Annotated in this window: 22 protein-coding genes and 1 tRNA gene; 18 read left to right on the top strand and 5 right to left on the bottom strand. The window is 68.6% G+C overall.

Features of this window, described 5'->3' with window-relative positions; translation table 11 throughout:
* Window positions 1-93 precede the first annotated feature (93 nt).
* Genes ACZ499_RS19960 through ACZ499_RS19975 form a run of 4 tightly spaced genes read left to right on the top strand, consistent with a single transcriptional unit; the run spans window position 94 to window position 5,400 of the window.
* Window positions 94-1,257, top strand: a complete 1,164-nt coding sequence (locus tag ACZ499_RS19960) for an HpcH/HpaI aldolase/citrate lyase family protein (RefSeq protein WP_468676595.1) — start codon at window positions 94-96, stop codon at window positions 1,255-1,257.
* Window positions 1,254-3,887 (top strand): phosphoribosyltransferase, encoded by a 2,634-nt coding sequence (locus ACZ499_RS19965; protein ID WP_468676596.1) that lies wholly within the window; start codon window positions 1,254-1,256, stop codon window positions 3,885-3,887. The genes ACZ499_RS19960 and ACZ499_RS19965 overlap by 4 nt, the downstream gene beginning before the upstream one ends.
* A complete protein-coding gene (locus ACZ499_RS19970) occupies window positions 3,884-4,720 on the top strand; it encodes an HAD family hydrolase (RefSeq protein WP_468676598.1) in 837 nt (278 codons plus the stop codon). Before ACZ499_RS19965 ends, ACZ499_RS19970 begins: the two co-directional genes overlap by 4 nt.
* 20 nt (window positions 4,721-4,740) lie before the next feature.
* Complete coding sequence (locus tag ACZ499_RS19975; RefSeq protein ID WP_468412248.1) at window positions 4,741-5,400, top strand: O-methyltransferase; 660 nt, start codon at window positions 4,741-4,743, stop codon at window positions 5,398-5,400.
* A 92-nt stretch (window positions 5,401-5,492) separates the two neighbouring features.
* Here the strand turns inward: ACZ499_RS19975 and ACZ499_RS19980 are convergent, their stop codons facing one another.
* From ACZ499_RS19980 to ACZ499_RS19990, 3 genes are all read right to left on the bottom strand, one after another.
* Window positions 5,493-5,705 (bottom strand): FmdB family zinc ribbon protein, encoded by a 213-nt coding sequence (locus ACZ499_RS19980; RefSeq protein ID WP_468412250.1) that lies wholly within the window; start codon window positions 5,703-5,705, stop codon window positions 5,493-5,495.
* Window positions 5,706-5,742: 37 nt separating this feature from the next.
* Complete coding sequence (locus tag ACZ499_RS19985) at window positions 5,743-6,300, bottom strand: DUF4383 domain-containing protein (protein ID WP_468676601.1); 558 nt, start codon at window positions 6,298-6,300, stop codon at window positions 5,743-5,745.
* 79 nt (window positions 6,301-6,379) lie between these two features.
* Window positions 6,380-7,783 carry a hypothetical protein gene (locus tag ACZ499_RS19990; protein WP_468676603.1) on the bottom strand — a complete coding sequence of 468 codons (1,404 nt, stop codon included), beginning with the start codon at window positions 7,781-7,783 and terminating at the stop codon, window positions 6,380-6,382.
* 171 nt (window positions 7,784-7,954) lie between these two features.
* Between ACZ499_RS19990 and ACZ499_RS19995 the strand changes: the two genes are divergently transcribed.
* Window positions 7,955-8,029 (top strand) — tRNA-Val (locus ACZ499_RS19995).
* Between the two features lie 76 nt (window positions 8,030-8,105).
* On the opposite strand, the gene ACZ499_RS20000 is transcribed toward ACZ499_RS19995, so the two are convergent.
* On the bottom strand, window positions 8,106-9,719 hold the full coding sequence (locus tag ACZ499_RS20000) for a tyrosine-type recombinase/integrase (RefSeq protein ID WP_468676605.1): 1,614 nt from the start codon (window positions 9,717-9,719) through the stop codon (window positions 8,106-8,108).
* Window positions 9,720-10,010: 291 nt separating this feature from the next.
* Between ACZ499_RS20000 and ACZ499_RS20005 the strand changes: the two genes are divergently transcribed.
* From ACZ499_RS20005 to ACZ499_RS20015, 3 genes are all read left to right on the top strand, one after another.
* Entirely contained in the window at window positions 10,011-10,211 is a 201-nt protein-coding gene (locus ACZ499_RS20005) for a DNA-binding protein (protein ID WP_468676606.1), read from the top strand.
* Between the two features lie 248 nt (window positions 10,212-10,459).
* On the top strand, window positions 10,460-11,404 hold the full coding sequence (locus ACZ499_RS20010; protein WP_468676607.1) for a recombinase family protein: 945 nt from the start codon (window positions 10,460-10,462) through the stop codon (window positions 11,402-11,404).
* Window positions 11,405-12,134: 730 nt separating this feature from the next.
* Window positions 12,135-12,854: a hypothetical protein gene (locus tag ACZ499_RS20015; protein WP_468676609.1), complete on the top strand. Its 720-nt coding sequence runs from the start codon at window positions 12,135-12,137 to the stop codon at window positions 12,852-12,854.
* A 563-nt stretch (window positions 12,855-13,417) separates the two neighbouring features.
* Here ACZ499_RS20015 and ACZ499_RS20020 read toward each other — a convergent pair.
* Window positions 13,418-13,594 (bottom strand): hypothetical protein, encoded by a 177-nt coding sequence (locus ACZ499_RS20020; protein WP_468676611.1) that lies wholly within the window; start codon window positions 13,592-13,594, stop codon window positions 13,418-13,420.
* A 519-nt stretch (window positions 13,595-14,113) separates the two neighbouring features.
* Here ACZ499_RS20020 and ACZ499_RS20025 point away from each other — a divergent pair.
* From ACZ499_RS20025 to ACZ499_RS20070, 10 genes are all read left to right on the top strand, one after another.
* Window positions 14,114-15,226 carry a ParB/RepB/Spo0J family partition protein gene (locus tag ACZ499_RS20025; protein ID WP_468676613.1) on the top strand — a complete coding sequence of 371 codons (1,113 nt, stop codon included), beginning with the start codon at window positions 14,114-14,116 and terminating at the stop codon, window positions 15,224-15,226.
* A gap of 204 nt (window positions 15,227-15,430) precedes the next feature.
* Complete coding sequence (locus ACZ499_RS20030; protein ID WP_468676614.1) at window positions 15,431-15,751, top strand: hypothetical protein; 321 nt, start codon at window positions 15,431-15,433, stop codon at window positions 15,749-15,751.
* Between the two features lie 108 nt (window positions 15,752-15,859).
* Entirely contained in the window at window positions 15,860-16,225 is a 366-nt protein-coding gene (locus tag ACZ499_RS20035; protein WP_468676616.1) for a hypothetical protein, read from the top strand.
* An 8-nt stretch (window positions 16,226-16,233) separates the two neighbouring features.
* Window positions 16,234-16,644, top strand: a complete 411-nt coding sequence (locus ACZ499_RS20040) for a DUF488 family protein (RefSeq protein ID WP_468676618.1) — start codon at window positions 16,234-16,236, stop codon at window positions 16,642-16,644.
* Entirely contained in the window at window positions 16,641-16,859 is a 219-nt protein-coding gene (locus ACZ499_RS20045) for a hypothetical protein (protein ID WP_468676620.1), read from the top strand. Before ACZ499_RS20040 ends, ACZ499_RS20045 begins: the two co-directional genes overlap by 4 nt.
* 386 nt (window positions 16,860-17,245) lie before the next feature.
* Window positions 17,246-18,598, top strand: a complete 1,353-nt coding sequence (locus ACZ499_RS20050; RefSeq protein ID WP_468676621.1) for a putative antirestriction adenine methyltransferase — start codon at window positions 17,246-17,248, stop codon at window positions 18,596-18,598.
* Window positions 18,595-19,500 carry a ParB/Srx family N-terminal domain-containing protein gene (locus ACZ499_RS20055; RefSeq protein ID WP_468676623.1) on the top strand — a complete coding sequence of 302 codons (906 nt, stop codon included), beginning with the start codon at window positions 18,595-18,597 and terminating at the stop codon, window positions 19,498-19,500. Before ACZ499_RS20050 ends, ACZ499_RS20055 begins: the two co-directional genes overlap by 4 nt.
* A complete protein-coding gene (locus ACZ499_RS20060) occupies window positions 19,497-19,961 on the top strand; it encodes a VRR-NUC domain-containing protein (protein WP_468676624.1) in 465 nt (154 codons plus the stop codon). Before ACZ499_RS20055 ends, ACZ499_RS20060 begins: the two co-directional genes overlap by 4 nt.
* The gene (locus tag ACZ499_RS20065; RefSeq protein ID WP_468676626.1) at window positions 19,958-20,197 is read left to right on the top strand and encodes a hypothetical protein; all 240 of its coding nucleotides are present in this window, start codon (window positions 19,958-19,960) and stop codon (window positions 20,195-20,197) included. The genes ACZ499_RS20060 and ACZ499_RS20065 overlap by 4 nt, the downstream gene beginning before the upstream one ends.
* Window positions 20,194-20,409 carry a hypothetical protein gene (locus ACZ499_RS20070; RefSeq protein WP_468676627.1) on the top strand — a complete coding sequence of 72 codons (216 nt, stop codon included), beginning with the start codon at window positions 20,194-20,196 and terminating at the stop codon, window positions 20,407-20,409. Before ACZ499_RS20065 ends, ACZ499_RS20070 begins: the two co-directional genes overlap by 4 nt.
* The last annotated feature ends 62 nt before the right edge of the window (window positions 20,410-20,471 follow it).

A 20,471-nucleotide genomic window follows, 5' to 3' on the forward strand; every position in this document is an offset into this window, starting at 1 on the left:
CGCGGGGAACTCGTGACATGTGTTCTTACGTACTATTACCGGCCACCCACCCTCACTCAGTCCGGGCCATCGTTGCAGTACAGGGGAATCCATATGCGTCACTTCGGGCACGTTCCGCCTGCTGCTCGTAAGGACCTGTTCCACCGGGAGCCCGTCGAGTTCAGCTCGGACTCTCCCGCGCGCGTGCTGTCCGCCGCCCTGGGGGCCACGCTCTACAGCCCCGCCACCCGCCCCGCGCTCGCCGACGACGTGCTCAAGCAGGCCCGCGGGGGTGTCGTGTCCATGGTGCTCTGCCTGGAGGACTCGATCGACGACGCCGAGGTGGCGGGGGCGGAGGCCAATCTGGTCCGCCAGTTCGCCGAGCTCGACGCGCGCGGCGGACAGACCCCGCTGCTGTTCATCCGGGTCCGCGAGCCCGCCCAGATCCCCGATCTGGTGCAGCGGCTCGGTTCCTCGGTGCGGATGCTGTCCGGATTCGTACTGCCGAAGTTCACCGAGGAGCGCGGGGTGCCGTTCCTGGAGGCGCTCGGCGCGGCCGAGGCGGCCAGTGGACGGCGGCTCTTCGCCATGCCGGTGCTCGAATCGCCCGAGCTGCTGCATCTGGAGACCCGCTGCGAGACGCTGACCGGCATCGCCCGGACCGTCGACAAGTACCGCGAGCGGGTGCTGGCGCTGCGGCTCGGCGTGACCGACTTCTGCTCGGCGTACGGGCTGCGGCGCTCGCCGGACATGACGGCGTACGACGTGCAGATCGTGGCCGGGGTGATCGCGGACGTGGTCAACGTGCTCGGCCGCGCCGACGGCACGGGCTTCACGATCACCGGCCCGGTGTGGGAGTACTTCAGGCTCCAGGAGCGCATGTTCAAGCCCCAGCTGCGCCGCAGCCCCTTCCTTGAGGGGCGTGCGGAGGAACTGCGCGACACGCTGATCGAGCACGACATCGACGGCCTGCTGCGCGAGATCGAGCTCGACCGCGCCAACGGGCTGCTCGGCAAGACCTGCATCCACCCCTCGCACGTGGTGCCGGTGCACGCGCTGTCCGTGGTCAGCCACGAGGAGTACAGCGACGCCCGGGACATCCTGCGGCCGGAGCGGGGCGGCGGCGGAGTGCTGCGCTCCGCGTATACGAACAAAATGAACGAAGTGAAGCCGCACCGCGCGTGGGCCGAGCGGACTCTGCTGCGCGCCGAGGTCTTCGGCGTCGCGCACGAGGACACCGGCTTCGTGGAGCTGCTGACCGCCGGCCTGGCCGGATGACTGAGACGGAGAGCGTCGACAACGTGGTGGTCTGGTCGGGAACGTGGGTCGCGGAGCGGCTCGGAGTCGAACTCCAGGGTGACGAGCGGTTGCCCGAGCTGCTGGGCCTCGCCCTGCGCCGCAACCCCAAGCGGGCGCATCTGCTGGTCTCCAACGTGCTGGGCAAGCACGTCCCCCAGCGGCCCTCACGGGTGTACGGGGCGGGGTACGCGCTGGGCGAGGAGGTACGGGAGCTGCTCGGCCCGGAGGCGGCCGGAGCGGTCGTCCTGGGCTACGCGGAGACCGCGACGGGCCTCGGCCACGCGGTGGCGGACGGCCTGGGCGCGGCGCCCTACCTCCACTCCACGCGCCGCCCCGTCGAGGGGGTCGCGCGGGCGGGGGGCTTCGAGGAGTCCCACTCCCACGCGACCTCCCACCTGCTGCTGCCGGAGGATCCGGCGCTGCTGGCGGGGGACGGGGTGCTGGTCCTGGTCGACGACGAGTTCTCGACGGGCAACACGGTCCTGAACACGATCAGGGCGCTGCACGCGCGGTACCCGCGTACCCGGTACGTGATAGTCGCCCTGGTCGACATGCGCTCCCCGGCGGACCGCACCCGCCTGACCGCGTTCGCGGCGGAGATCGGCGCGGAGGTGGACCTGGTGACCCTGGCGGCAGGAACGGTTCTGCTGCCGGAGGGGGTGCTGGAACGGGGGATGGCGCTGGTGGCCGAGCATGAGAGCTCCCCCACCCCGCCCCTTCCCGACAGCCCCGACCGGGCGGCCACGGCACCTGCCGCCGCCGCTGCGGGCAGTCGTGCCGCCAAGGGCGATGGGGGTCCCCCCTGCTTGAGCGGAGCCGAGAGCTTGGGGGAGGGTGGGCACAGCGGCACCCGGGCGCCCGGCGCCCGTTCTCCGTCCTCGGCCCCGGTCCCGCCTGCCCACAGCGGGGCGGGGATGCCCGCTGTGACCCGCGTCGACCTCCCCTGGCCGGTCGGCGTCCCCGACGGCGGGCGCCACGGCTTCACCCCGGCGCACCGCACGCACCTGGAGGCCGCGCTCCCGCAGATGGCCGCCGCCATCAAGGGTGCCCTGGGGAACACCCCTGGCCGCACCCTCCTCCTCGGGTTCGAGGAGCTGATGTACACGCCCCTCCGCCTCGCCCTCGCCCTGGAACAGTCCGGCACGGACGTCCGCTACTCCACGACCACCAGGTCGCCCGTGCTCGCGGTGGACGACCCCGGGTACGCCATCCGCACCCGCCTGGTCTTCCCCGCCCACGACGACCCCGCCGACGGCCCCGGCGAGCGCTACGCGTACAACGTGGCCGGTGCCGGGTACGACACCGTCGTGGCCGTCGTCGACTCCGCCGCCGACACCCCCGAGCTGCACGCCCCCGACGGCCTGCTCGCCAGGCTCGCCGCGCACATCCCGCACGTCGTGCTGGCCGTCGTCCCCTCGTACGTACCCAAAGGTGCCCCCATGCCCGAGCCCCTGCCCGAGCCCCTCCGGGGGCCTGCCTTCTCCTCGTACGCGCCCGACGAGGTCGGCTGGCTACTCAAGGACCTGTCCGGGGTCGAGCTGGAGGCGCCGACCGAGGAGCGCGAGGAGGCGATCCAGAGCGGCGGCGCCCACTACGCGGAGTCGCTGCCGGTCGAGTACCAGCCGTCCCCCCAGTACCAGGGACTCTTCCGCACCGCGCTCGACGCCTCGGCCGAGCGCATCGCCCGTGCCGTGGGCGTGGTGACCGAGACGGTCCTGGCCGAGCGGGCGCCCCGCCCGGTCCTGGTCTCGCTGGCCCGCGCGGGCACCCCCGTGGGCGTCCTGATGCGCCGCTGGGCCCAGCAGCGGCACGGGCTCGACCTGCCGCACTACGCCGTCTCCATCGTGCGTGGCCGCGGCATCGACCCCAACGCGCTGCGCTGGCTCGCCGCCCACCACGACCCCGCCGACGTCGTCTTCGTCGACGGCTGGACCGGCAAGGGCGCCATCACGCGCGAACTGGCCGCCGCGATCCGGGAGTTCGCTGAATCCTCGGGGGTTGACCGCTTCGACCCGGAGATCGCCGTCCTCGCCGACCCCGGCTCCTGCGTCCGTACGTACGGCACCCGCGAGGACTTCCTGATCCCGTCCGCGTGCCTCAACTCGACCGTGTCGGGGCTGATATCGCGGACCGTGCTGCGCCCGGATCTGATCGGGCCCGGGGACTTCCACGGCGCCAAGTTCTACCGCGAACTGGCGGACTCCGACGTCTCGGTGGACTTCCTGGACGCCGTCGCCGCCCGCTTCGACGAGGTCGCCGCCGACGTCGACCGCGAGGCCAAGGCGCTCCAGGCCGCCGACCGCAGCCCCACCTGGGAGGGCTGGGCCGCCGTCGAGCGGATCAGCGAGGAATACGGCATCCACGACGTCAACCTCGTCAAGCCCGGCGTCGGCGAGACCACCCGCGTCCTGCTGCGCCGCGTCCCCTGGAAGATCCTGGCCCACCGCGACGCCGGGGCGGACCTCGACCACGTACGCCTCCTTGCGCAGCAGCGCGGGGTGCCGGTGGAATGGGTCGACGACCTGCCGTACAGCTGCGTAGGACTGATCCACCCCCAGTACACGCGCGGGGCGACCGGCGCCGACGGCAAGGCGGTGGCCTCCCGATGAGCACCCTGATAGCCAGCGATCTGGACCGTACGCTGATCTACTCGGCGGCGGCCCTCGACCTGACCATGCCCGACCCCCGGGCCCCGCGGCTGCTCTGTGTGGAGATCCACGAGCACAAGCCGCTCTCGTACATGACCGAGAACGCGGCCACCCTGCTCGCCGCGCTCAAGGCGGACCCGGACACGGTCTTCGTGCCCACCACGACCCGGACCCGCAAGCAGTACCAGCGCATCCAACTTCCCGGCCTGCCCGCCAAGTTCGCGATCTGCGCCAACGGCGGGCAGCTGCTCGTCGACGGGGTGGCCGACCGCGACTGGCGGCGCCTTGTGGACGCCAGGATCGCCGCCGAGTGCGCCACCCTCGACGAGGTGCGCGCCCATATCTCGGCCACCGCCGACCCGCTCTGGCTGCGCAAGGAGCGGGTCGCCGAGGACCTGTTCGCCTACCTCGTGGTCGAGCGCGCGCTGCTGCCCGAGGACTGGGTCAAGGAGCTGGGGGCCTGGGCCGAGGGGCGCGGCTGGACGGTCTCGCTCCAGGGCCGCAAGATCTACGCGGTGCCGAAGCCGCTGACCAAGAGCGCGGCCGTCCGCGAGGTGGCCCGCCGCACCGGCGCCGAACTCACCCTGGCCGCCGGGGACTCCCTCCTCGACGCGGACCTGCTGCTCGCCGCCGACGAGGGCTGGCGCCCGGGCCACGGCGAACTCGCGGACTCCGGCTGGACCGCGCCGCACGTCGACGTCCTCGACGAGCGGGGCGTGCTGGCGGGCGAGGAGATCGTGCGCCGGTTCGCCACCCGCGCCACGGCCTCCCGCAATGCGCTCGCCACGCCCTGACCGGTCGCATACTCGCCCGTATGACCAAGGGAAACAGCACAAAGATCACCGACGGGCTGTACGCGTACATGCTGGCGCACAACCCGCCCCTGGACGCGGTGCAGCGCGAGCTCGTGGAGACGACGTACGCCCGGCTGCCCGACTACGCGGGCATGCAGTCGGCCGAGGAGCAGGCGCCGCTCCTCGCGTTCCTCGTCCGGCTGGCGGGCGCCCGGCACGTGGTGGAGGTCGGCACCTTCACCGGGTTCTCGGCCCTCGCCATGGCACAGGCGCTGCCCGACGACGGACGGCTGATCGCGTGCGACATCTCGCAGGAGTGGACGGCGTACGGACGCGAGGCCTGGACTAAGGCGGGCGTGGCGCACAAAGTGGACCTGCGGATCGCTCCGGCGCTGGACACCCTGCGGGCGATGCCCGCGGAGCCGCACATCGACTTCGCCTACCTCGACGCGGACAAGGACAACTACATCGCGTACTGGGAGGAGTTGGTGCCCAGGATGCGGCAGAACGGCCTCATCGCCGTGGACAACACGCTCTTCCACGGTGAGGTCCTGGACCCGGCGGCGACCGGTCCCGCCGCCGGGATCCAGCGGTTCAACGAGCACGTGACGCGGGACGAGCGGATGGACAGCGTGATGCTGATCGTGGCGGACGGCTTGACGTTGTCCAGGAAGCGCTAGCGGCCCTGGGGATCAGGGGCGCGGGTCTGTGACACCGTGCGGCTCCGCCGCGTGGGCGGGGCCCAGCCACCTACGGTCCGCAGCCGGGGCACCTAGCCGCAGCAGCCGCCACCGCAGCACCCGCCGCCACCGCCGGACGGCGCAGGCGCAGCCTTGGACAGGCCGCCCACGGCCACGGTGGACAGCAACTTCACCGTGTCCTCGTGCCCGCCAGGGCACATCGCGGGCGCGGCGGACTCGGCCATCGGGCGGCTGAGCTCGAACGTGTCGCCGCACGAGCGGCAGCGGTAGTCATAGCGAGGCATGGCCCCAGGCTAACGGGCGTACCGCTGCCGCGTGCGCTTACCGCAGGGGCCGTTCCCGTACGCCCGGCTCCGCCTGCGCCTCCGCCTCGCGCCGCGCCCGCCAGTACGGGTTGTCGTGTGGGAGAGCGCTGCCGACCCGCCCGTACATCCCGAAGACCATCAGCGCCAGACCCACCAGGAAGCTGAAGATCACGTTCTGCATCTTGAAGGCGAGGAAGTTCGCCGAGCCGCGGTCCAGCAGGGCCAGATTCACGAACCCGCTGATCAGGAACAGGACCCCGAGGGACATGTTCATCCAGGAGGCGAAGTTGCCGCCCTTGACCATGCCGTAGAGGAGCAGCGCCCCGACGACGATCGAGATCACGCTGAGCGTGCCGTTGGTGCTCAGCCCGGCGACCTCTTTGCCGCCGGTGTCGAAGAACCCGATGTTGTGGGTGAGCCCCAGGATGCCGAAGACGAGCAGGAACAGCCCCATGATCCCGGCGCCGAAGCGGTACACCTGGCTCAGCCGGTGGTCGACGGGCAGATGCTCGTCGAGGGACACATGGGGGGTACGCATGGGGTGACGCAGGGGATGAAGCGGCTGGGTGGCCATGGGCGGCCTCCTCGTGTCGTCCGTACCTCCCAGGATCCGCCCGTCGCGCAGCGGAGACAACTCGTCCCGGTGACGGGCGTCAGGCCCCGTGCCCCCGCTCCTCGCGGATCTGGGCCACCACGCGCGCGGTGGTCTGCCGGACCGCCTCGGTCTCGGTGAGGAAGTGCCAGTAGTCGGGGTGGCGGCCCTCCAGCGTGGCGATCGCGCGCTCCAGGCGCGCCACGGCGTCGTCCAGCGGGCGGGCGTCGCGCGGGTCCGGGGTGTTGCGGCCGGACATCGCGAGGCGCTGCGCGTCCCGGATCGCGAACCGGGTCCGCTGGATCTCCTGCTGCGGGTCCTTCGCGACGGCGTTGAGCCGTTGGAGCCGGTCCCCGGCGGCCGAGACCGCCTCGTCGGTGGAGTTGAGGAGCGCCCTGACCGTGCTCAGCCGGGAGGTCGCGTCGGCCCAGCGCTGCTCGTCGCGCGCGGTGGCCGCCTCCTTCAGCTTCTCCTCGGCCTGCCGTACGTTCGCGAGCGCCTCGTCGGGCACCTGCTGGAGGTCCTGCCAGCAGGCGGCCGCGAACCGGCGCCGCAGCTCGCTCAGGACCGGGTCGACGGTGCCGGCCCGGGTGGTCAGCGCCTGCGCGCGCGTGCGCAGCGAGACCAGGCGGCGGTCGATCTCGGCGGCCCGCTCGGGCAGCCGCTCGGCCTCGGCGCGCACGCCCTCCGCGTCCCGCAGCACCCGGTCGGCCCGCTCCAGGGTCTCGGGCACGCCGTGCTGCCCGGCGCCCTGGTTGAGCCGGGTCAGCTCGGGCCCCAGTGCGGCGAGCCGGGCGGCGAGATCGTCCGCTCTCAGTCCGGACGCCCGCACCGAATCGAGAGCGGTGCTCGCGCCCAGGAGCGCCTGTCGCGCCCGCTCCACGGCCGGCGCGAGCCGGGCCAGCTGCGTCTCGGCGGTGGAGAGCAGCGGCCCCAGGCTCTGCTCGAAACGGTCGAGCTCGCCCTTGACCCGTACGAGGTCGTCCTTGGCCTTCGTCAGCTCGCCCCGGGCCCTGGCGGCCACCGAGGCGTCCAGGCCGTCGCGGTCCAGGTCGTGCGCGTCGACCGCGGTGATGTAGTCGTTGCTGACCTCGTCGATCCGCCGACCGAGCGCCGCGAAGTCGTCCACGGCCCTGCGGGCGCGCGGCGAGCTGTCCACGGCGGTGATCGTCTCGATGGAGATCCGCAGGTCCCGCTGGGCGGTGTCCAGCTCGTAGAAGGCGGCGGCCGCCGCGTCCTTGGCCGCCTGCGCGTCGGCCCGGACGCTCTCCCCGCGCCCGCCGAACCACCGCCGCGTCCCGCCTCCGGCGAACGCCCCGGGCAGCAGCGCGGCCCCGAGCACCAGCGGCAGCGCGACGAGCGCGAGCGCGTCCCCGAGGGCCCGCCGACCCCCGGCGGCCCGCACTCCGACACCGGGGACGATGGCACCCGCTCTGCTGTACGGCCGCGCGTGTGTCGCCGTCACATCCCTCTCCCGTGCCGTGTCCGCCTGCCGGTTCATTCTCCCACCAGGTAAGGACGAACACACCGGCCGATTAGTTCGCACCTCCCCGTCGACCCGCCTGCCCCGGCGAACGGGTTTGCAGCCCTGCCCCGGAGGCCATGTACGCTGTTCCCTCATCCACGGATGTGCCACGGGCGTGTAGCTCAGGGGTAGAGCGCTGCTCTTACAAAGCAGATGTCGGCGGTTCGAAACCGTCCATGCCCACCAGGGCAAAGGCCCTCCGGAAGATCCTTCCGGAGGGCCTTTGCCATGTCGTTGGGGACAGGATGGGGACGCGCGGTTGCTAGGCAGCGCTGTGGAGTGGCCGTCGAGGGGCCTCCCCGTCGCTTATGTGCCCCTTCTCAGTGACGGGCACGGATGAGACCTCTACAGCCGCAAGCGTGGTCTTCCGGGGAACGAGCGCCACGGGGGCGTCGGCCGCTGCTTGCTCGAATTGCGGCAGCACGCTCGTGTAGGTGTCGGCGGTGAGTTGGTAGCTGGAGTGGCCGAGCAGGGCTTGGATTGCCTTCATGTGCACGCCGGCGGCGAGAGAGAGCGTCGCTGCACAGTGCCGCAGATCGTGAAGGCGGACGGGCGGAAGGCCGATCTTCTCGATCAGGCGGCCGAAGACCTGGGACAGGTACTCCGGATGGTAGGGACGCCCGTCTTCCCAAGTGAAGACCCGACCGGAGTCGACGTAAGGGCCGTACTTCCTGGGGTGCGCCTTGTGGCGTTTCTCCCACTCGATGCGTTCGGTCTGCTGCCGCTCACGCCATAGGAGAAGCAGCTGTCGCGTTTGGGCATCTAGCTGAATCGTTCGTGATCCGCTCTCACTTTTGGGTGTGTCCTCCCACAAGTCGTACGAGTATGAGATGAGTTGCTCGCCGATGTGCACGATGCCGGTTTTTAGATCGGTCTCGGCCCAGGGCAGGCCGGCGGACTCGCCGCGTCGGGTTGCGCGGAAGACCATCAGGTGGAACATGGGGTACAGCCTGTGGTCAGCCACAGCATCGAGGAACGCGCCGGTTTGCTCCGGGGTCCACACCATGACCGGACCGGGTCGTTCGCCGGTCTCAAGCCATCGGGCAACACGCTCGTCAGTCCACACAAGCGGCTTCGGTGGTGTGTATTTGGGCAGGACTAGGTGCTTGGTCCAGTTCTCAGCGATGAGCTTGTCAGTGAGCATTGCGTAGTCCAGGGCGGCGCTCAGCTCGTTCTTCATCTTCAACTGGGCCCCGGGGCCGGTGATGTGGCGAGGCTTACGGAGAGCCTCCCGTACAGCCTGCTTGGCGTCGTTCAACCGCTGGCGAAGGTGGGGCGGGCGGGGCTTGGGCGCGCTCTTCCAGGCGGTGTACGCGGCGTCGCGTTCAGCCTGCGCGATCAGGGCCGCGGCCTGGTTGTTGGCGTGCTCTTCGTTCAGGCGCCAGATCTCCTTGAACATGTCCTGGAGGTGGGAGGTGCGCAGGTCTCGCAGCTTGAGGTGCCCCAGCTGGGGGATGAACACTCGATCAACGTGGCCTTTGTAGCCCAGCCAGGTTGATCGCTTCAGATCCGTTCTCTTGAGCTCGATCCAGCGAAGCAGAAAGGCTTTCATCGTCTCGTCGGAGAGGACGTCAATGCCGTCCAGAGCCTGGTTCCATACCTTCTGGGCAGCGGCTTCTGCGCCCTTCTTGGTGGTGAAGCCTCCCTTCCGGTCGCGACGACGCTTTCCCCCGGGGCCTTCCGGGAGCTCTACGTAGTAGTACCAACTGCCGTGGTCACGCGCCTTGAGATCGGGGCATGAGGACCCGGCTTCCCGCAGAGCGGGCTGCCCTGCTCTGTCCAGCACAGCCTTGCCTTCGGGATCCAGAGCAGGCTGCTTGCAGCCGCAGCGCTTGTATACCGATCCCTTGAACACGGTTCCTCCAGTGATTTTCATGTGTCGAGGCGATCCCGAGCTTCCTCGGTAGCAAGGACTCCCAGAGGGCCTATGGGGCCAATGTGACGCGAGGTGATCTGGCGCGGGCGCGGACTCCGTTCTACCGCGCAGGACTAACATGTGTCAGGGCAATGCAATGATACGAGTCCCGTGACTGGCCAGTGGATCTTGCCTTGCTTCCAGGGAGACTTTAGGCTCGCGAGGGGCTATCCGGGAGGCGCGGGGGCGGAACGGGAGACCCGAGACATGCATGATCGACAGGATCCGGCCACGAGGGTCAGTCGGCGAGGGATGACCCGCGAGGAGCTGGGAGAGCTCGATGTGACCGTAGATGTCCTCACTGCTGGCCGGGCCTTCGGGTTTGGGCGGAACACCACCTACGACTTGGTCAGGGCCGGCACCTTTCCCGTCGAAGTGCACGAGCCAGCAGTGGGTAAGCGCTATGTCCTCACGTCCGACCTTCGGGCGGCGCTGGGCTTCGAGAGGGCATGAATAGGGGCCGATGGCGGGGCCCCTGGGCGGTGCTGTCGGACCGGATGCGCACCGTCTAGGGCCATGTGGTCGCCGGGATGCCGTGTCAGCAGCAGTCTTTTCGCCGCGTGAATGGACTTGTCCGAGGGAGATTGGGTAGCGTCTCGCCGTGCAATGGGGGCGGGCCACTTCTCTCTGAGATGTCGGACGGACAATCGTCCGTCGGTGTACCGTCGGAGCAAGTCACGGGGACTCGGGCTGGAGTATCCATGAGGGCCTACGGCCACGACACAGATGGCGTCACGGCGATCCCAGAGGAAGCGCGCTGGCTCGACGGGGCGGCGAAGCGACTGCTGACGGGGGAGCACACTCTGGCGAGTGTCGCCGACTGGATGACCGAAAACGCAGGTCTGACCGTCTTTGGGGTGAAGTGGAGCCCCACCACCCTCAGGCGACGCTTGCTCAACCCCGCGATTGCCGGTCTGCGGCGTGACGGCGATGGCAATCTTGTTCCCGGACCGGCCGAGAGGCTGATCGAGCCAGAGACCTTCGCGGAGCTGGAAGCGTACTTCGCCCCGAAAAAGCGGAAGCTGGGCGGGGGAGAAGGGGGGAGCCAAAGCGACCAGCACACGCACCTTCTGTCCGGCGGTACCGTGACTTGCGCTCTGTCGGAGACTCCCATGGTGTCTCGTGCAACAGGTAACGCGCGCCGCTCCCGTGGATACGTGTGCGAGGCCGAAGGCTGCGGCAAGATCCGCATCAGCGCAGACCCGCTCGACAAGTATGTGGCTGAGCGTGCCTTGGCGCGGCTGAGTCGTCCGAGCAGTCTCAAGCGACTTGCAGAGAAGAAGGAGCAGGTTGCCAAGGAAGCAGTAGAGGGGCGCGAGCTCCTTGAGGAACTCACTCAGCACCGTCAGGAACTAGCCCGGGCGTACGGTGCCCGAGAGATGAACTTGTCGGAGTTCCGCACTGCGAAGGCGGCCCTGGAGGACCAGCGCCGGGTTGCACTCGCCGCCGTTCGTCGAGGCCGCCTCCTGGATGAGCTTCCACCACTCACACTTGAAGGGATCGTGGAGTGGTGGAATGAGACAGCCGGCCCCGAACAACAGAAGACCTTGCTTCAACTCATCGTCAAGGAAGTGGCGGTCGGACCGGCGACCGTTCGCGGTTCTCGCACCCTCGACGAAGACCGCTTCTCCATCCGCTACTGGTAGTTGTTGCCTCGCAGAGAGCAGCCGCTCAGTCCTCTCGCTATCCCCAGTTGGGATCCAGCTTGGCCGCGAGATCCCAAGTGGGCTCGCTGCTTGCGATGTTGGTGGCGGATGCCGGAGCAACATCCCATGTGGGGTCTTGGGGCTGCGCCGTGACGGGAGGGTGAGAGTCCCACGTGGGATCTGCCTGAAAGGCGGTGGCGCCGCCCACGCCAAGTATGGCCGCGGTGAAGGCTGCTACGGCAGCGAGCACCAACAGCTTCGCTTTCAAGATCATTTCATCTCCCCTGGATTCCCCCCCGCCGTCACCTGCGGTCAAACCGTGGCGGCCATTTGCGCATGACATATGCCCCACAAGGCCCTACCCTGCGCTAATGCTGTGCGTGGGTACACGCCCGAACCCCCCGGTCACAATGAGTAGTGTTCACCGTTCTCTCCTCGTGATCAATGTTTCGCGGAGTGCGGGGGTGTGCAATGCACAAACATGCAGGGGGGCGAAATGGGCAAGGAAGGTAAAAGGGGACTTTCAGAGCAGGCGCGGGCGCTTGCTCTTTGTCTACGCGGGGGCGGACATGCTGAAGTAGGGGACCCGGGGTTGGCCGAGCTCCACGACTGGGGGCTAGCGCAGCCTGACCTGGTCCGCCCCGAGAGGCAGGTGGCTGCGAAGCCCCGCCATGCCGAGGCTGAGCTCCTCGCAGCTATGCGGGGGGAGATTCGCGCCGCCCTGGACCGCATGGAAGAGATGTCGGCTATCGTCACCGATATTGAGAGCGTTCCTCAATCCCCGTCGAGTGGTGGCGTTGAGTGGATTGCGCGCAAGGAGCAGGCCACGCAACGTCTGACGCAGGCGACGCATGCTGCGGAGTCTTATGTCTGGACCGCCCATCCTCTGGAACGCCCTCCGCACTCTCTCGAAGCGTCGCTGCCCCGGGATGTCGAGCTCCTCGAGCGCGGCGTGCAACTTCGGACGATCTACCTGGATTCAGCGCGCAGTCGATCCGGCGAGCAGGAATGGGCACGTGCGGTAGCAGCCTCTGGTGCTGAGATTCGCACCGCCGTACCTCCCTTCGAGCGCATGGTCATCGTCGATGGCAGCATGGCGGTGCTGACGGACCATGTCGGGGGCGGTTCGGCGTACGTCGTGACGCACTCTGGCCTCGTTGCCCTGATCGCCCGTCTCTACGAGCAGCAGTGGGACCGGGCGGAGCCGTGGATGGGCGGCATCTACCGGCCCCAACCGGTAACGATCACTACCAAACGACAGCGCCGGATGTTGGTACGGCTCGGAGAAGGGGCCGCAGTGAAGTCTGTTGCTACCGAACTGGGCGTGAGTCTCCGCACGCTTCAGTCAGATTTGGCGACGCTCTATGAGGCGACAGGCACTACGAGCTTGTTTGCCCTCGGAATGTGGTGGGCTTCGGATGCGGCTGCTGCGGAACGCCGGCTCGACTAACGGCGGGGGACCTGTCGGTTCCTAGATGCAGGGATAGGGATGCGTGCCGGGGACATCGGCAGGATGCCGCGCTACGGCTATGCCCCGGCCGCAGGCAAGCGGCCGGCACGAGTCACGTTCACCGGGAAGAGCGCGGTTGTGTCCGGGGCGCACTCTCCTGTGAGACGGCGAAGTTGATCGATGCGTACCTGGATGCGGTGGCTGCCGCAGCCCGTAGTGACGAGCTGCTGCCGCACGTGTCAAAGCAGGAGGTCATGGGGATCGGGTTAGACGGCCCGCCCGGGCGGGGCGGGGGCGGATGTCCGCACACACGGTCCGCCACGCCGCCCGCCGGGCCCGGGGTACCGGCTTCGGGACGGGCGAGGATGCGCCAGGCGTGGGCGCATAGGTCGGAAGCGTCTCCGGTGCCCGCCGTGGAACCGCCGGGCATCGGGCAGCGTCATGCGAACAGACTGTCGAATCAGTAAGGTGTGGTGGCGACTCGTACGCTCCCCCTGTCGTCTGGTCGCCGATGCCCCCTAGCCTCCCAAGCGGCAAGTGCTCAGTGTGGCGGGCGGCCAAGCCTAGCCTTTGTCTCCACACATGTTGGATTCATGAAAGAACCCTTCAGTGCTGACGTCCGCCCCGGCGAGAGTCAGGAACTGGGCGGCAGTCAAATCCTCGGTCGGTGCGTCGCCGTGGTCGCCGTCGTGCTCCATCTCTGCGGCAAGCCGTCTGACGGTTTCTGCCGAGATGTGCATCGCTTCGTCTCCCCCGCTCGCGCCCCCGTGTCCAAGCCGCACAGCTGCAACCACCCTGTGCGCGGCAAGGGATCGAGGTTGTCAGATTACCCCGCCCGACTGCAAGGGAGCTGAGGGGTGTTATGTGGGCGCGTCGTACGCGAGCCCGGTGCTCAGGTGCTGAGACGGGGTCAACTTTTCTGTGTAAGAGGGCAAAGCCCCTGCGGGCCAGTGGCATGCGCGGCGTGGGCGCCGCAGGTGAGGGTCTGGCGGGTTGGCGGCCCATGTGTGCGCCGCACGTTGATTCGGTGCGCACTGGGGGCTGTACCTCGCGCGGCCCCATCTCCTGACGTAAGCAGTTTGCGGTCACGGAGCACTGCGGATACGGCTCGGAAAGAGCTGGTGGCAAGGAACTGATGGGCAGTGCGGAGTCTCCCATTACGATAAAAAACACTTGACGGCCATAAATTCTGAAACATAGAATGTAGTCACAACCTCACAGGAACTCATCCTGCGAGAAGAGTGCGAGGAGTCAGTGAAATGACCGTCACCACCGAGCTCGCCACCGAGCCCACCAACGACTTCCAGATCGAGTCCACACTGGACTTCGTGCGCCTCCCGCTGGCCGACGTCGAGCCCAACCCGGACCAGCCGCGCAAGTTCTTCGACGAGGTGAAGCTGGAGGAGCTCGCGGCCCAGTTCCGCTCGGTCGGTCAGCTCCAGGCGATCGTCGTGCGCCCCGCGGGCGACAAGTTCCAGATCGTCATGGGGGAGCGCCGCTGGCGCGCCATGCATCTGGTCGAGGGTGCGACCACGATCAAGGCGGAGATCGTCCAGAGCGTGGACGACGAGAAGTCCTACATCCTCGGCATCTCCGAGAACATCGGCCGCGCGGACATGACGCTCATGGAAGAGGCGCAGGCGTACGCGGATCTGGTCGGGTTCGGCTACCAGAGCGAGCGCATCGCGGAGATGTTCGGCAAGACCACCGACTACATCAAGTGGCGGATGGACCTCCTGGAGCTCACCACCGAGGTGGCGAAGCTCGTGGAGAACGGCACCATCAAGGCGGACTTCGCCTGGTACGTCTCGCGGCTGACGCCGGCGAACCAGAAGGTGGCGGTCACCCAGTACATGAAGGGCAACTTCCGGACGGAGACGGAGGCTTCCAACTTCGCTCAGGCCCTGAAGCTCGGCGAGGACCAGGAGGGCTTCTTTACGGAGAAGGAGCTCACGGCGGCCGAGAAGGAGGAGAAGACCAAGGCGCGGGTTAAGGCGCGCAGCCTGGTAGAGCAGCTGGAGGCGCTCGCGGCGAACTTGGAGGAGCTGGGGGAGCACACGCCGACCGAGCTGGCCGACCTGTTCGAGGGGGAGGTGGCCCGGCACGTGGATGCGCTGGACCGGGCCCACAAGTCGCTGAGCGGGGTGCGGACGAAGATGCGGAAGGCGAAGTCCATCTCGGCGGCGCGGTCCCTGGCGGTGCGCCCGGACTTGGAGGTGGAGCCGGAAGAAGGCGCGGGCGAGGAGCAGGTGGCGGGCGCTGCGGCGGAGGGCCCCATGGATGCGGAGATTGCGGAGATGGTGGCTGAGGCCGGTGCGGCGGAGGTCGAGGTCGAGGGTGAAGTCGAGGCGGAGGCTGCTCCGGCGGCCTAAGTCGGAGGGTGATTGGGGAGGGGCTCGCGCGAGGCGCGGGCCCCTCAGTCTTCCCGGGTTGCGGTGGGGCGGAAGTGGGGCGGAAGTGGGGCGGTTTCCCGAACCGAGCAATGATAAATAACACTTGACGGCGACGCTGATTGAGCATAGTATTTAACTATCAAGAACAACAAGTTCCTGAACTTCACACGGAAAGAAGCCGACGTGATAGAGGTCAGCATCTTCGGCAAGAGCTACTGGATCCCTGAAGGCAGCGAGCTTCACACCAAGTTGTGCGACTACGACGCGATCCTCATTGACATGCGCCCCGTCAAGCAGAGCCTCCGGCAGTGCCTCTCCGAGGAATGCGACGCCATCGACAACGGTGACTGGGAGTGGCGCCGCACAGAGATGGACCGCGAGCGCCGCAAGTGGGACGCGCGCCAGGACAGTCTCACCACTGAACTGATGGCCGAGGGGCGGAACTTGAAGGTCTCTCTCCATCGCCACCTCGCGGCGGGCGCAGCCAGAGAGGTCAAGGGATAGCCGCGGGAGCCGGGTGGGGGGTGCGAGCCCCCACCCGGCTCTCTCGCATCACGACGCCCGCCCCGCCCCGGGTCGGGCGTACTCCCATGGAAAGGACAAGGCACACCAGTGGAGTTCACCATCAAGCCCGACGGGACCATGGAGCCCCGCCAGGCGATAGCCCTGCTGAGCCTCGGCGTCGTCACCCCGGACGCGGACTGGCCGGCGGCAGCGCTCGCCACGCCCATTCCGTGTCGCGCATGCGGCAAGCACCTAGACGTCGTCCCAGCTCAGGCGCTCCCTGGAGCGTTCGGCGTGGACGGGCAGGGGCGCATCCTGCTCGGACCGGCCAGCGTCTCCCGCGAAGCACTCGGGCTCCAGCTGTGCGACCCGTGCCACGATCTCGCAGGGTGGGAGAACACCCACGAGGACGACGGCCACGACGAGAAACCGGAACCGGAGTGCCCCCTGTGCACCCACGGCGCGGCTCGGTAAGGAGAGAGATGTTCAACCTGTTCACGCATCGCTACAGCGACTTCAACCAGGACACGGGCGTACCCGTCCGGATCACCCTGGGCGCGCCACGCTGGACCCTGCCGTACCGGATCGAGCACCAGATCCGCGAGGCGGCCCCGAGTCGGGACTACTTCGGGTCGGAGCGGACGGAGTTCACTGCGGCTTACCGGGCGCAGCTCGATGGCCACGGCCCGGCGTTCTTCGCGCGCAGGTTCGAGGAGATTACCCAGGCGGCGGGGGACGGGCGCCTCGTGCTGCTCTGCTTCGAGGACCTAGCCAAATCGGGTCAGTGGTGCCACCGACGGATGTTCGCGCAGTGGTGGCAGGAACGGGTCGGTGCGAATGTCCGCGAACTCGGGGCCACGGGTCCGGCCTACGAGCAGGGGCGGCTCCTGTGACCGCTCGGAGTGAGACCGGGGGGCGGCGTAGGTGGGTCGACCTGACCCCTGCGGACTTCGACGCGCGGCTCGCGCCCAAGCCGGCACCGCCCGGACAGGACGAGCTGTTCGAGGTGGCGACGGTGCAGCGCCTGGCTCCAGTCGACTCGGCCCCTGACCCCTGCGGGTACGGCACGATCGATCTGATGGAGCTGCTCGGCAACGAAGAGCAGTAGCCCCCGGGGCGGGGTGGGCATGTGTCGGGCGTGGCATCACGCCCGACACATGTGTCCAGACAGACATGTGTCTGTTAGTGTTCCTGGGGTCGACGGGAGATCATCTCGATCCCCCGGCGCGCGCCGGTAGTGCAACAGGCAGCACGCCCCACCCCCGGTGGGGAAGAGCTCGTTCGAGTCGGGCCCGGCGCTCGGGATACGTCCACACGGGCTTGTGGTGTGGAGCCAACCAGCCCCGGAGCCAACCATCCAGGCGTCCCCCGCGCCTCCTGGTTCCACGGCGGTCCGGCACGCGCAGGCAGCCCCCTGCCGTCCCCGGACCCGTATCCCACCCCTGCGCACCCGCGCAGGATCAACGACCGACTACCGATGGCGGGGAGATCGCGGTGTTCCACGGCTCGATACCCGCGGACCTCCGCGCGATCATCCACGAGCACGCCACCCAGTGGACCGGCCAGGCCGACGACATCTACATCGGCTGCTCCGGGAACTTCACCATCGAACGCGTTCTGCACGACACCGGGTTCACCCTCCACGGCTGCGACGTCCAGCTCTACTCGTCCGCGATCGGCTGGTACCTCGCCGGGCGCGAACTGCCGATCTCACTGCGGCCCGAGTCCGCCGAACACCTCAACTGGATCGACCCCTACATGGACGGCCGCGCCGGGTCCCTCGCTGTGGTCATGCTCGGCACCCGCTTCTTCCAGTGGGTCGGCAAGGAACGCCACCCCTACTACGGGCGGATGCTGCGCGCCTACCGCGACCAGTTCGAGCAGCTCCACGCCAAGACTGTCGCCAAGATCGAAGCGTTGCCGCTCAGGCTGGGCAGCTACGCGGCGATGGACGTCAACCAGTGGCTGGCCGAGCAAGTCCCGGCGGACGCCCCGGTCGTGGCGTTCCCGCCGTTCTTCGCCGGTGACTATGAGAGCCAGTTCGCGGCCCTCGACAAGCACCTGGAGTGGCCGGTGCCCGAGTACCCGACGCTCGACGACGCGGCGAAGGCGACGCTGATCGAGCGGATCACGGACCGGCCCCACTGGGTGCTCGGTCTGCACTTCGACGTGGAGGAACTGGCCGATCACCTGCGCGGGCAGGTGCAGACCGCGAACCGGGGCGTGCCGATCAACGTGTACTCGTCGGTGCCCCGCTCCCGGATCGTACGTCCCTCCCAGCGCCTGGAGCCCGTGAAGTCGCCGCGCCTGCGGCCCGGCCAGACGCTCGGGGAGATGTTGTCACTGGCGCCGCTGACCATGGGCCAGTTCTCCACGCTGCGCTCTCAGTACATGAACCACAACATCCGGCCCGGCACCCCGACGATGGCGCTCGCCGTCCTCGTCGACGGTGTCGTGGTCGGCTCGTTCGCGTTCTCCAGCCCGAAGTTTGACCCGCACAACGTGTACCTGCTGTCGGACTTCCCGGTCTCGCCGACCTCCTACCCGCGCCTGGCCAAGCTCGTCCTGTACGCGGCGCTGTCCACGGAGGCGCAGTTCCTGGCGCAGCGGACCATGAACACCCGGCTGACCCGGCTGAACACCACCGCCTTCACCCAGCGGCCCGCGTCGATGAAGTACCGCGGGTTGCTGAAGCTCCACTCCCGCAAGGACTCAACCGACCCCGCCTACCGCTACCAGCTCGACTACGGCAGCGACTTGGGCCGCTGGTCGCTGGCCGAGGGCTTCGCCGAGTGGACACGCAAGCACGGACGTACCGATCAAGTTGAGGAGGGCACAGCCAAGTGAGCCAGCTCAGCAAGCCCCGCATCGTGGAGGGCGACCCGCGAGAGCTGACGCTGCTCGACGTGAACGCCCGGTTCATGCGCCACGAGCAGTTCCAGCGTCTGGCGGCGAACATCCGCGAGGACGGCCACCTGACGTCGACGCCACTGGTGTGGAACGACGCCGCCTCCGGGCGGCGCATCGTGCTGTCCGGCAACCACCGCACCAAGGCCGCGATCGAGGCGGGCCTTGCCACGATCTTCTGGCTGGAGATCGATGACCCGCTGCCCCGGCAGAAGCAGATCGCTCTCCAGCTGTCGCACAACGCGATCACGGGCGAGGACGACCCGGCCACCCTCAAGGCTCTGTACGAGGAGCTGGAGGACGTGTCGATGCGCCTGTACTCGGGACTCGACGACAAGACTCTGGAGCTCCTCGAAGAGGTCTCGGTGCCCTCGCTCGCCGAGGCCAACCTGGACTTCGCGACCGTGTCGATCACGTTCCTGCCCGACGAGAAGGACGCTGCCGAGCAGGCCCTGGAGACGGCTCGCAAAGTGACCTCAGCCGACAGTAGGTGGCTGGCCCGCATGGAGCAGTACGAGGCGGTCCTGGACGCCTTAGACACGACGAAAGCCGCGCACAACATCGGAAACGTTGCGGCGGCCTTCGCGATCATCCTGGCGACGTTCGAGCGGCACCTCGGCGAGCTCACTGAGGGCTGGTACGACCCCGAGAGTGAGCTGGCCACCCGCAAGGGAGCGGCCCCCATCGAGACGGTGCTGGCCACTCGCACCATGCCGGCCGACGCAGCCGCCCTCGTGCAGCAGGCCATCGACCGGATGGTCCGGACCGAGGACATCCCGGCGGACCAGCGGTGGCGGGCCCTGGAGCTGTGGGCGGCCGACTACCTGGCAGGTGCCGCATGAGCGGGGTGCGCACGGCGGCGGAGGAGCAGCTGTACCGCAAGCTCCTGGGCGAACGCTATGCGCCCCTGGCGAGACTGGAGGCTGAGTGGATGCCGCATGTCACGGAGTCCGCCGAGCGGGCCCACGGGGCGAGTGAGGAACAGTGGCGCCGCCAGGTGCGCGAGGTCGCCACCCGGTACGGCTGGACCTTGCAGTACCACACGGCTGACTCCCGACGCTCGGACGCTGGTTGGCCTGACGAAGTGTTCGGTCACACGGCGCTGCGCCGCACGCTCTTCGTCGAGTTCAAGAGCGAGATCGGCCGCATCAGGCCCGCTCAGCGGATCTGGCTTGCGCACTTGGCGGACTCCGGATTCGAAGTCGCCGTGTGGCGGCCCAGCGATCTCCCCACGGTCTTGCGCGTGTTGGGCCCCGCCCAACAACGTGCTGCACTTCCCGCCCAGTTCAGGAGACCGCGATGACACCACACTCCCGTATCCGAGTCCCCGACCTGGCCGGCGAAGAGGCGGACACCACCGCCAGGCTGCACGCGGAGATCGATCACCTCACCACCGTGCACCGCAGCGCTGCCCGACTGGCCAGAGACCTCGCCGAGGACTTGGCCGACGAGCCTTTCCGCAAAGCCCTCGCCCTGGCCGAGCTCCTGGACGGCGCACTGGAACCGCAGCACCTCCCGCAGGAAGGCACCGCCGCGTGAACCTGGCGAAGGACAACACGGACTGGCAGCGGACGCTGTCGGTCACTCCGCTCCCCATCGACGTCCGGCGCCGTGCCGCGCTGCAGATCGCCGCGCGGGCCGTCGGCGACGACAAGGCGCGGATGGCCGCTGACTGCCTCGACCTGCTGGAGCACCTGGGGCTGCGGGACCCGGACTTGAGCACGGCCGGGCCGATGGCGGCCAGCGCCTGACGGACAGCACGGTTCGGACCACGGCGAAGGAACGAGGGGCAAGAAGCGGCGGGCGTAAGCGA

The sequence above is a fragment of the Streptomyces sp. NPDC031265 genome (assembly GCF_055570295.1).

Bases quoted from the DNA above. Each gene is read 5' to 3' on its own strand.
- ACZ499_RS20015 (WP_468676609.1), top strand. From the start codon at position 12,135: ATGGAAGAGATGTCGGCTATCGTCACCGATATTGAGAGCGTTCCTCAA.
- ACZ499_RS20060 (WP_468676624.1), top strand. From the start codon at position 19,497: ATGAGCGGGGTGCGCACGGCGGCGGAGGAGCAGCTGTACCGCAAGCTC.
- ACZ499_RS19970 (WP_468676598.1), top strand. From the start codon at position 3,884: ATGAGCACCCTGATAGCCAGCGATCTGGACCGTACGCTGATCTACTCG.
- ACZ499_RS20065 (WP_468676626.1), top strand. From the start codon at position 19,958: ATGACACCACACTCCCGTATCCGAGTCCCCGACCTGGCCGGCGAAGAG.
- ACZ499_RS20005 (WP_468676606.1), top strand. From the start codon at position 10,011: ATGACCCGCGAGGAGCTGGGAGAGCTCGATGTGACCGTAGATGTCCTC.
- ACZ499_RS20020 (WP_468676611.1), bottom strand. From the start codon at position 13,594: ATGCACATCTCGGCAGAAACCGTCAGACGGCTTGCCGCAGAGATGGAG.
- ACZ499_RS20040 (WP_468676618.1), top strand. From the start codon at position 16,234: ATGTTCAACCTGTTCACGCATCGCTACAGCGACTTCAACCAGGACACG.
- ACZ499_RS19980 (WP_468412250.1), bottom strand. From the start codon at position 5,705: ATGCCTCGCTATGACTACCGCTGCCGCTCGTGCGGCGACACGTTCGAG.
- ACZ499_RS19960 (WP_468676595.1), top strand. From the start codon at position 94: ATGCGTCACTTCGGGCACGTTCCGCCTGCTGCTCGTAAGGACCTGTTC.
- ACZ499_RS20000 (WP_468676605.1), bottom strand. From the start codon at position 9,719: ATGAAAATCACTGGAGGAACCGTGTTCAAGGGATCGGTATACAAGCGC.
- ACZ499_RS20025 (WP_468676613.1), top strand. From the start codon at position 14,114: ATGACCGTCACCACCGAGCTCGCCACCGAGCCCACCAACGACTTCCAG.
- ACZ499_RS19985 (WP_468676601.1), bottom strand. From the start codon at position 6,300: ATGGCCACCCAGCCGCTTCATCCCCTGCGTCACCCCATGCGTACCCCC.
- ACZ499_RS20010 (WP_468676607.1), top strand. From the start codon at position 10,460: ATGAGGGCCTACGGCCACGACACAGATGGCGTCACGGCGATCCCAGAG.
- ACZ499_RS19975 (WP_468412248.1), top strand. From the start codon at position 4,741: ATGACCAAGGGAAACAGCACAAAGATCACCGACGGGCTGTACGCGTAC.
- ACZ499_RS19965 (WP_468676596.1), top strand. From the start codon at position 1,254: ATGACTGAGACGGAGAGCGTCGACAACGTGGTGGTCTGGTCGGGAACG.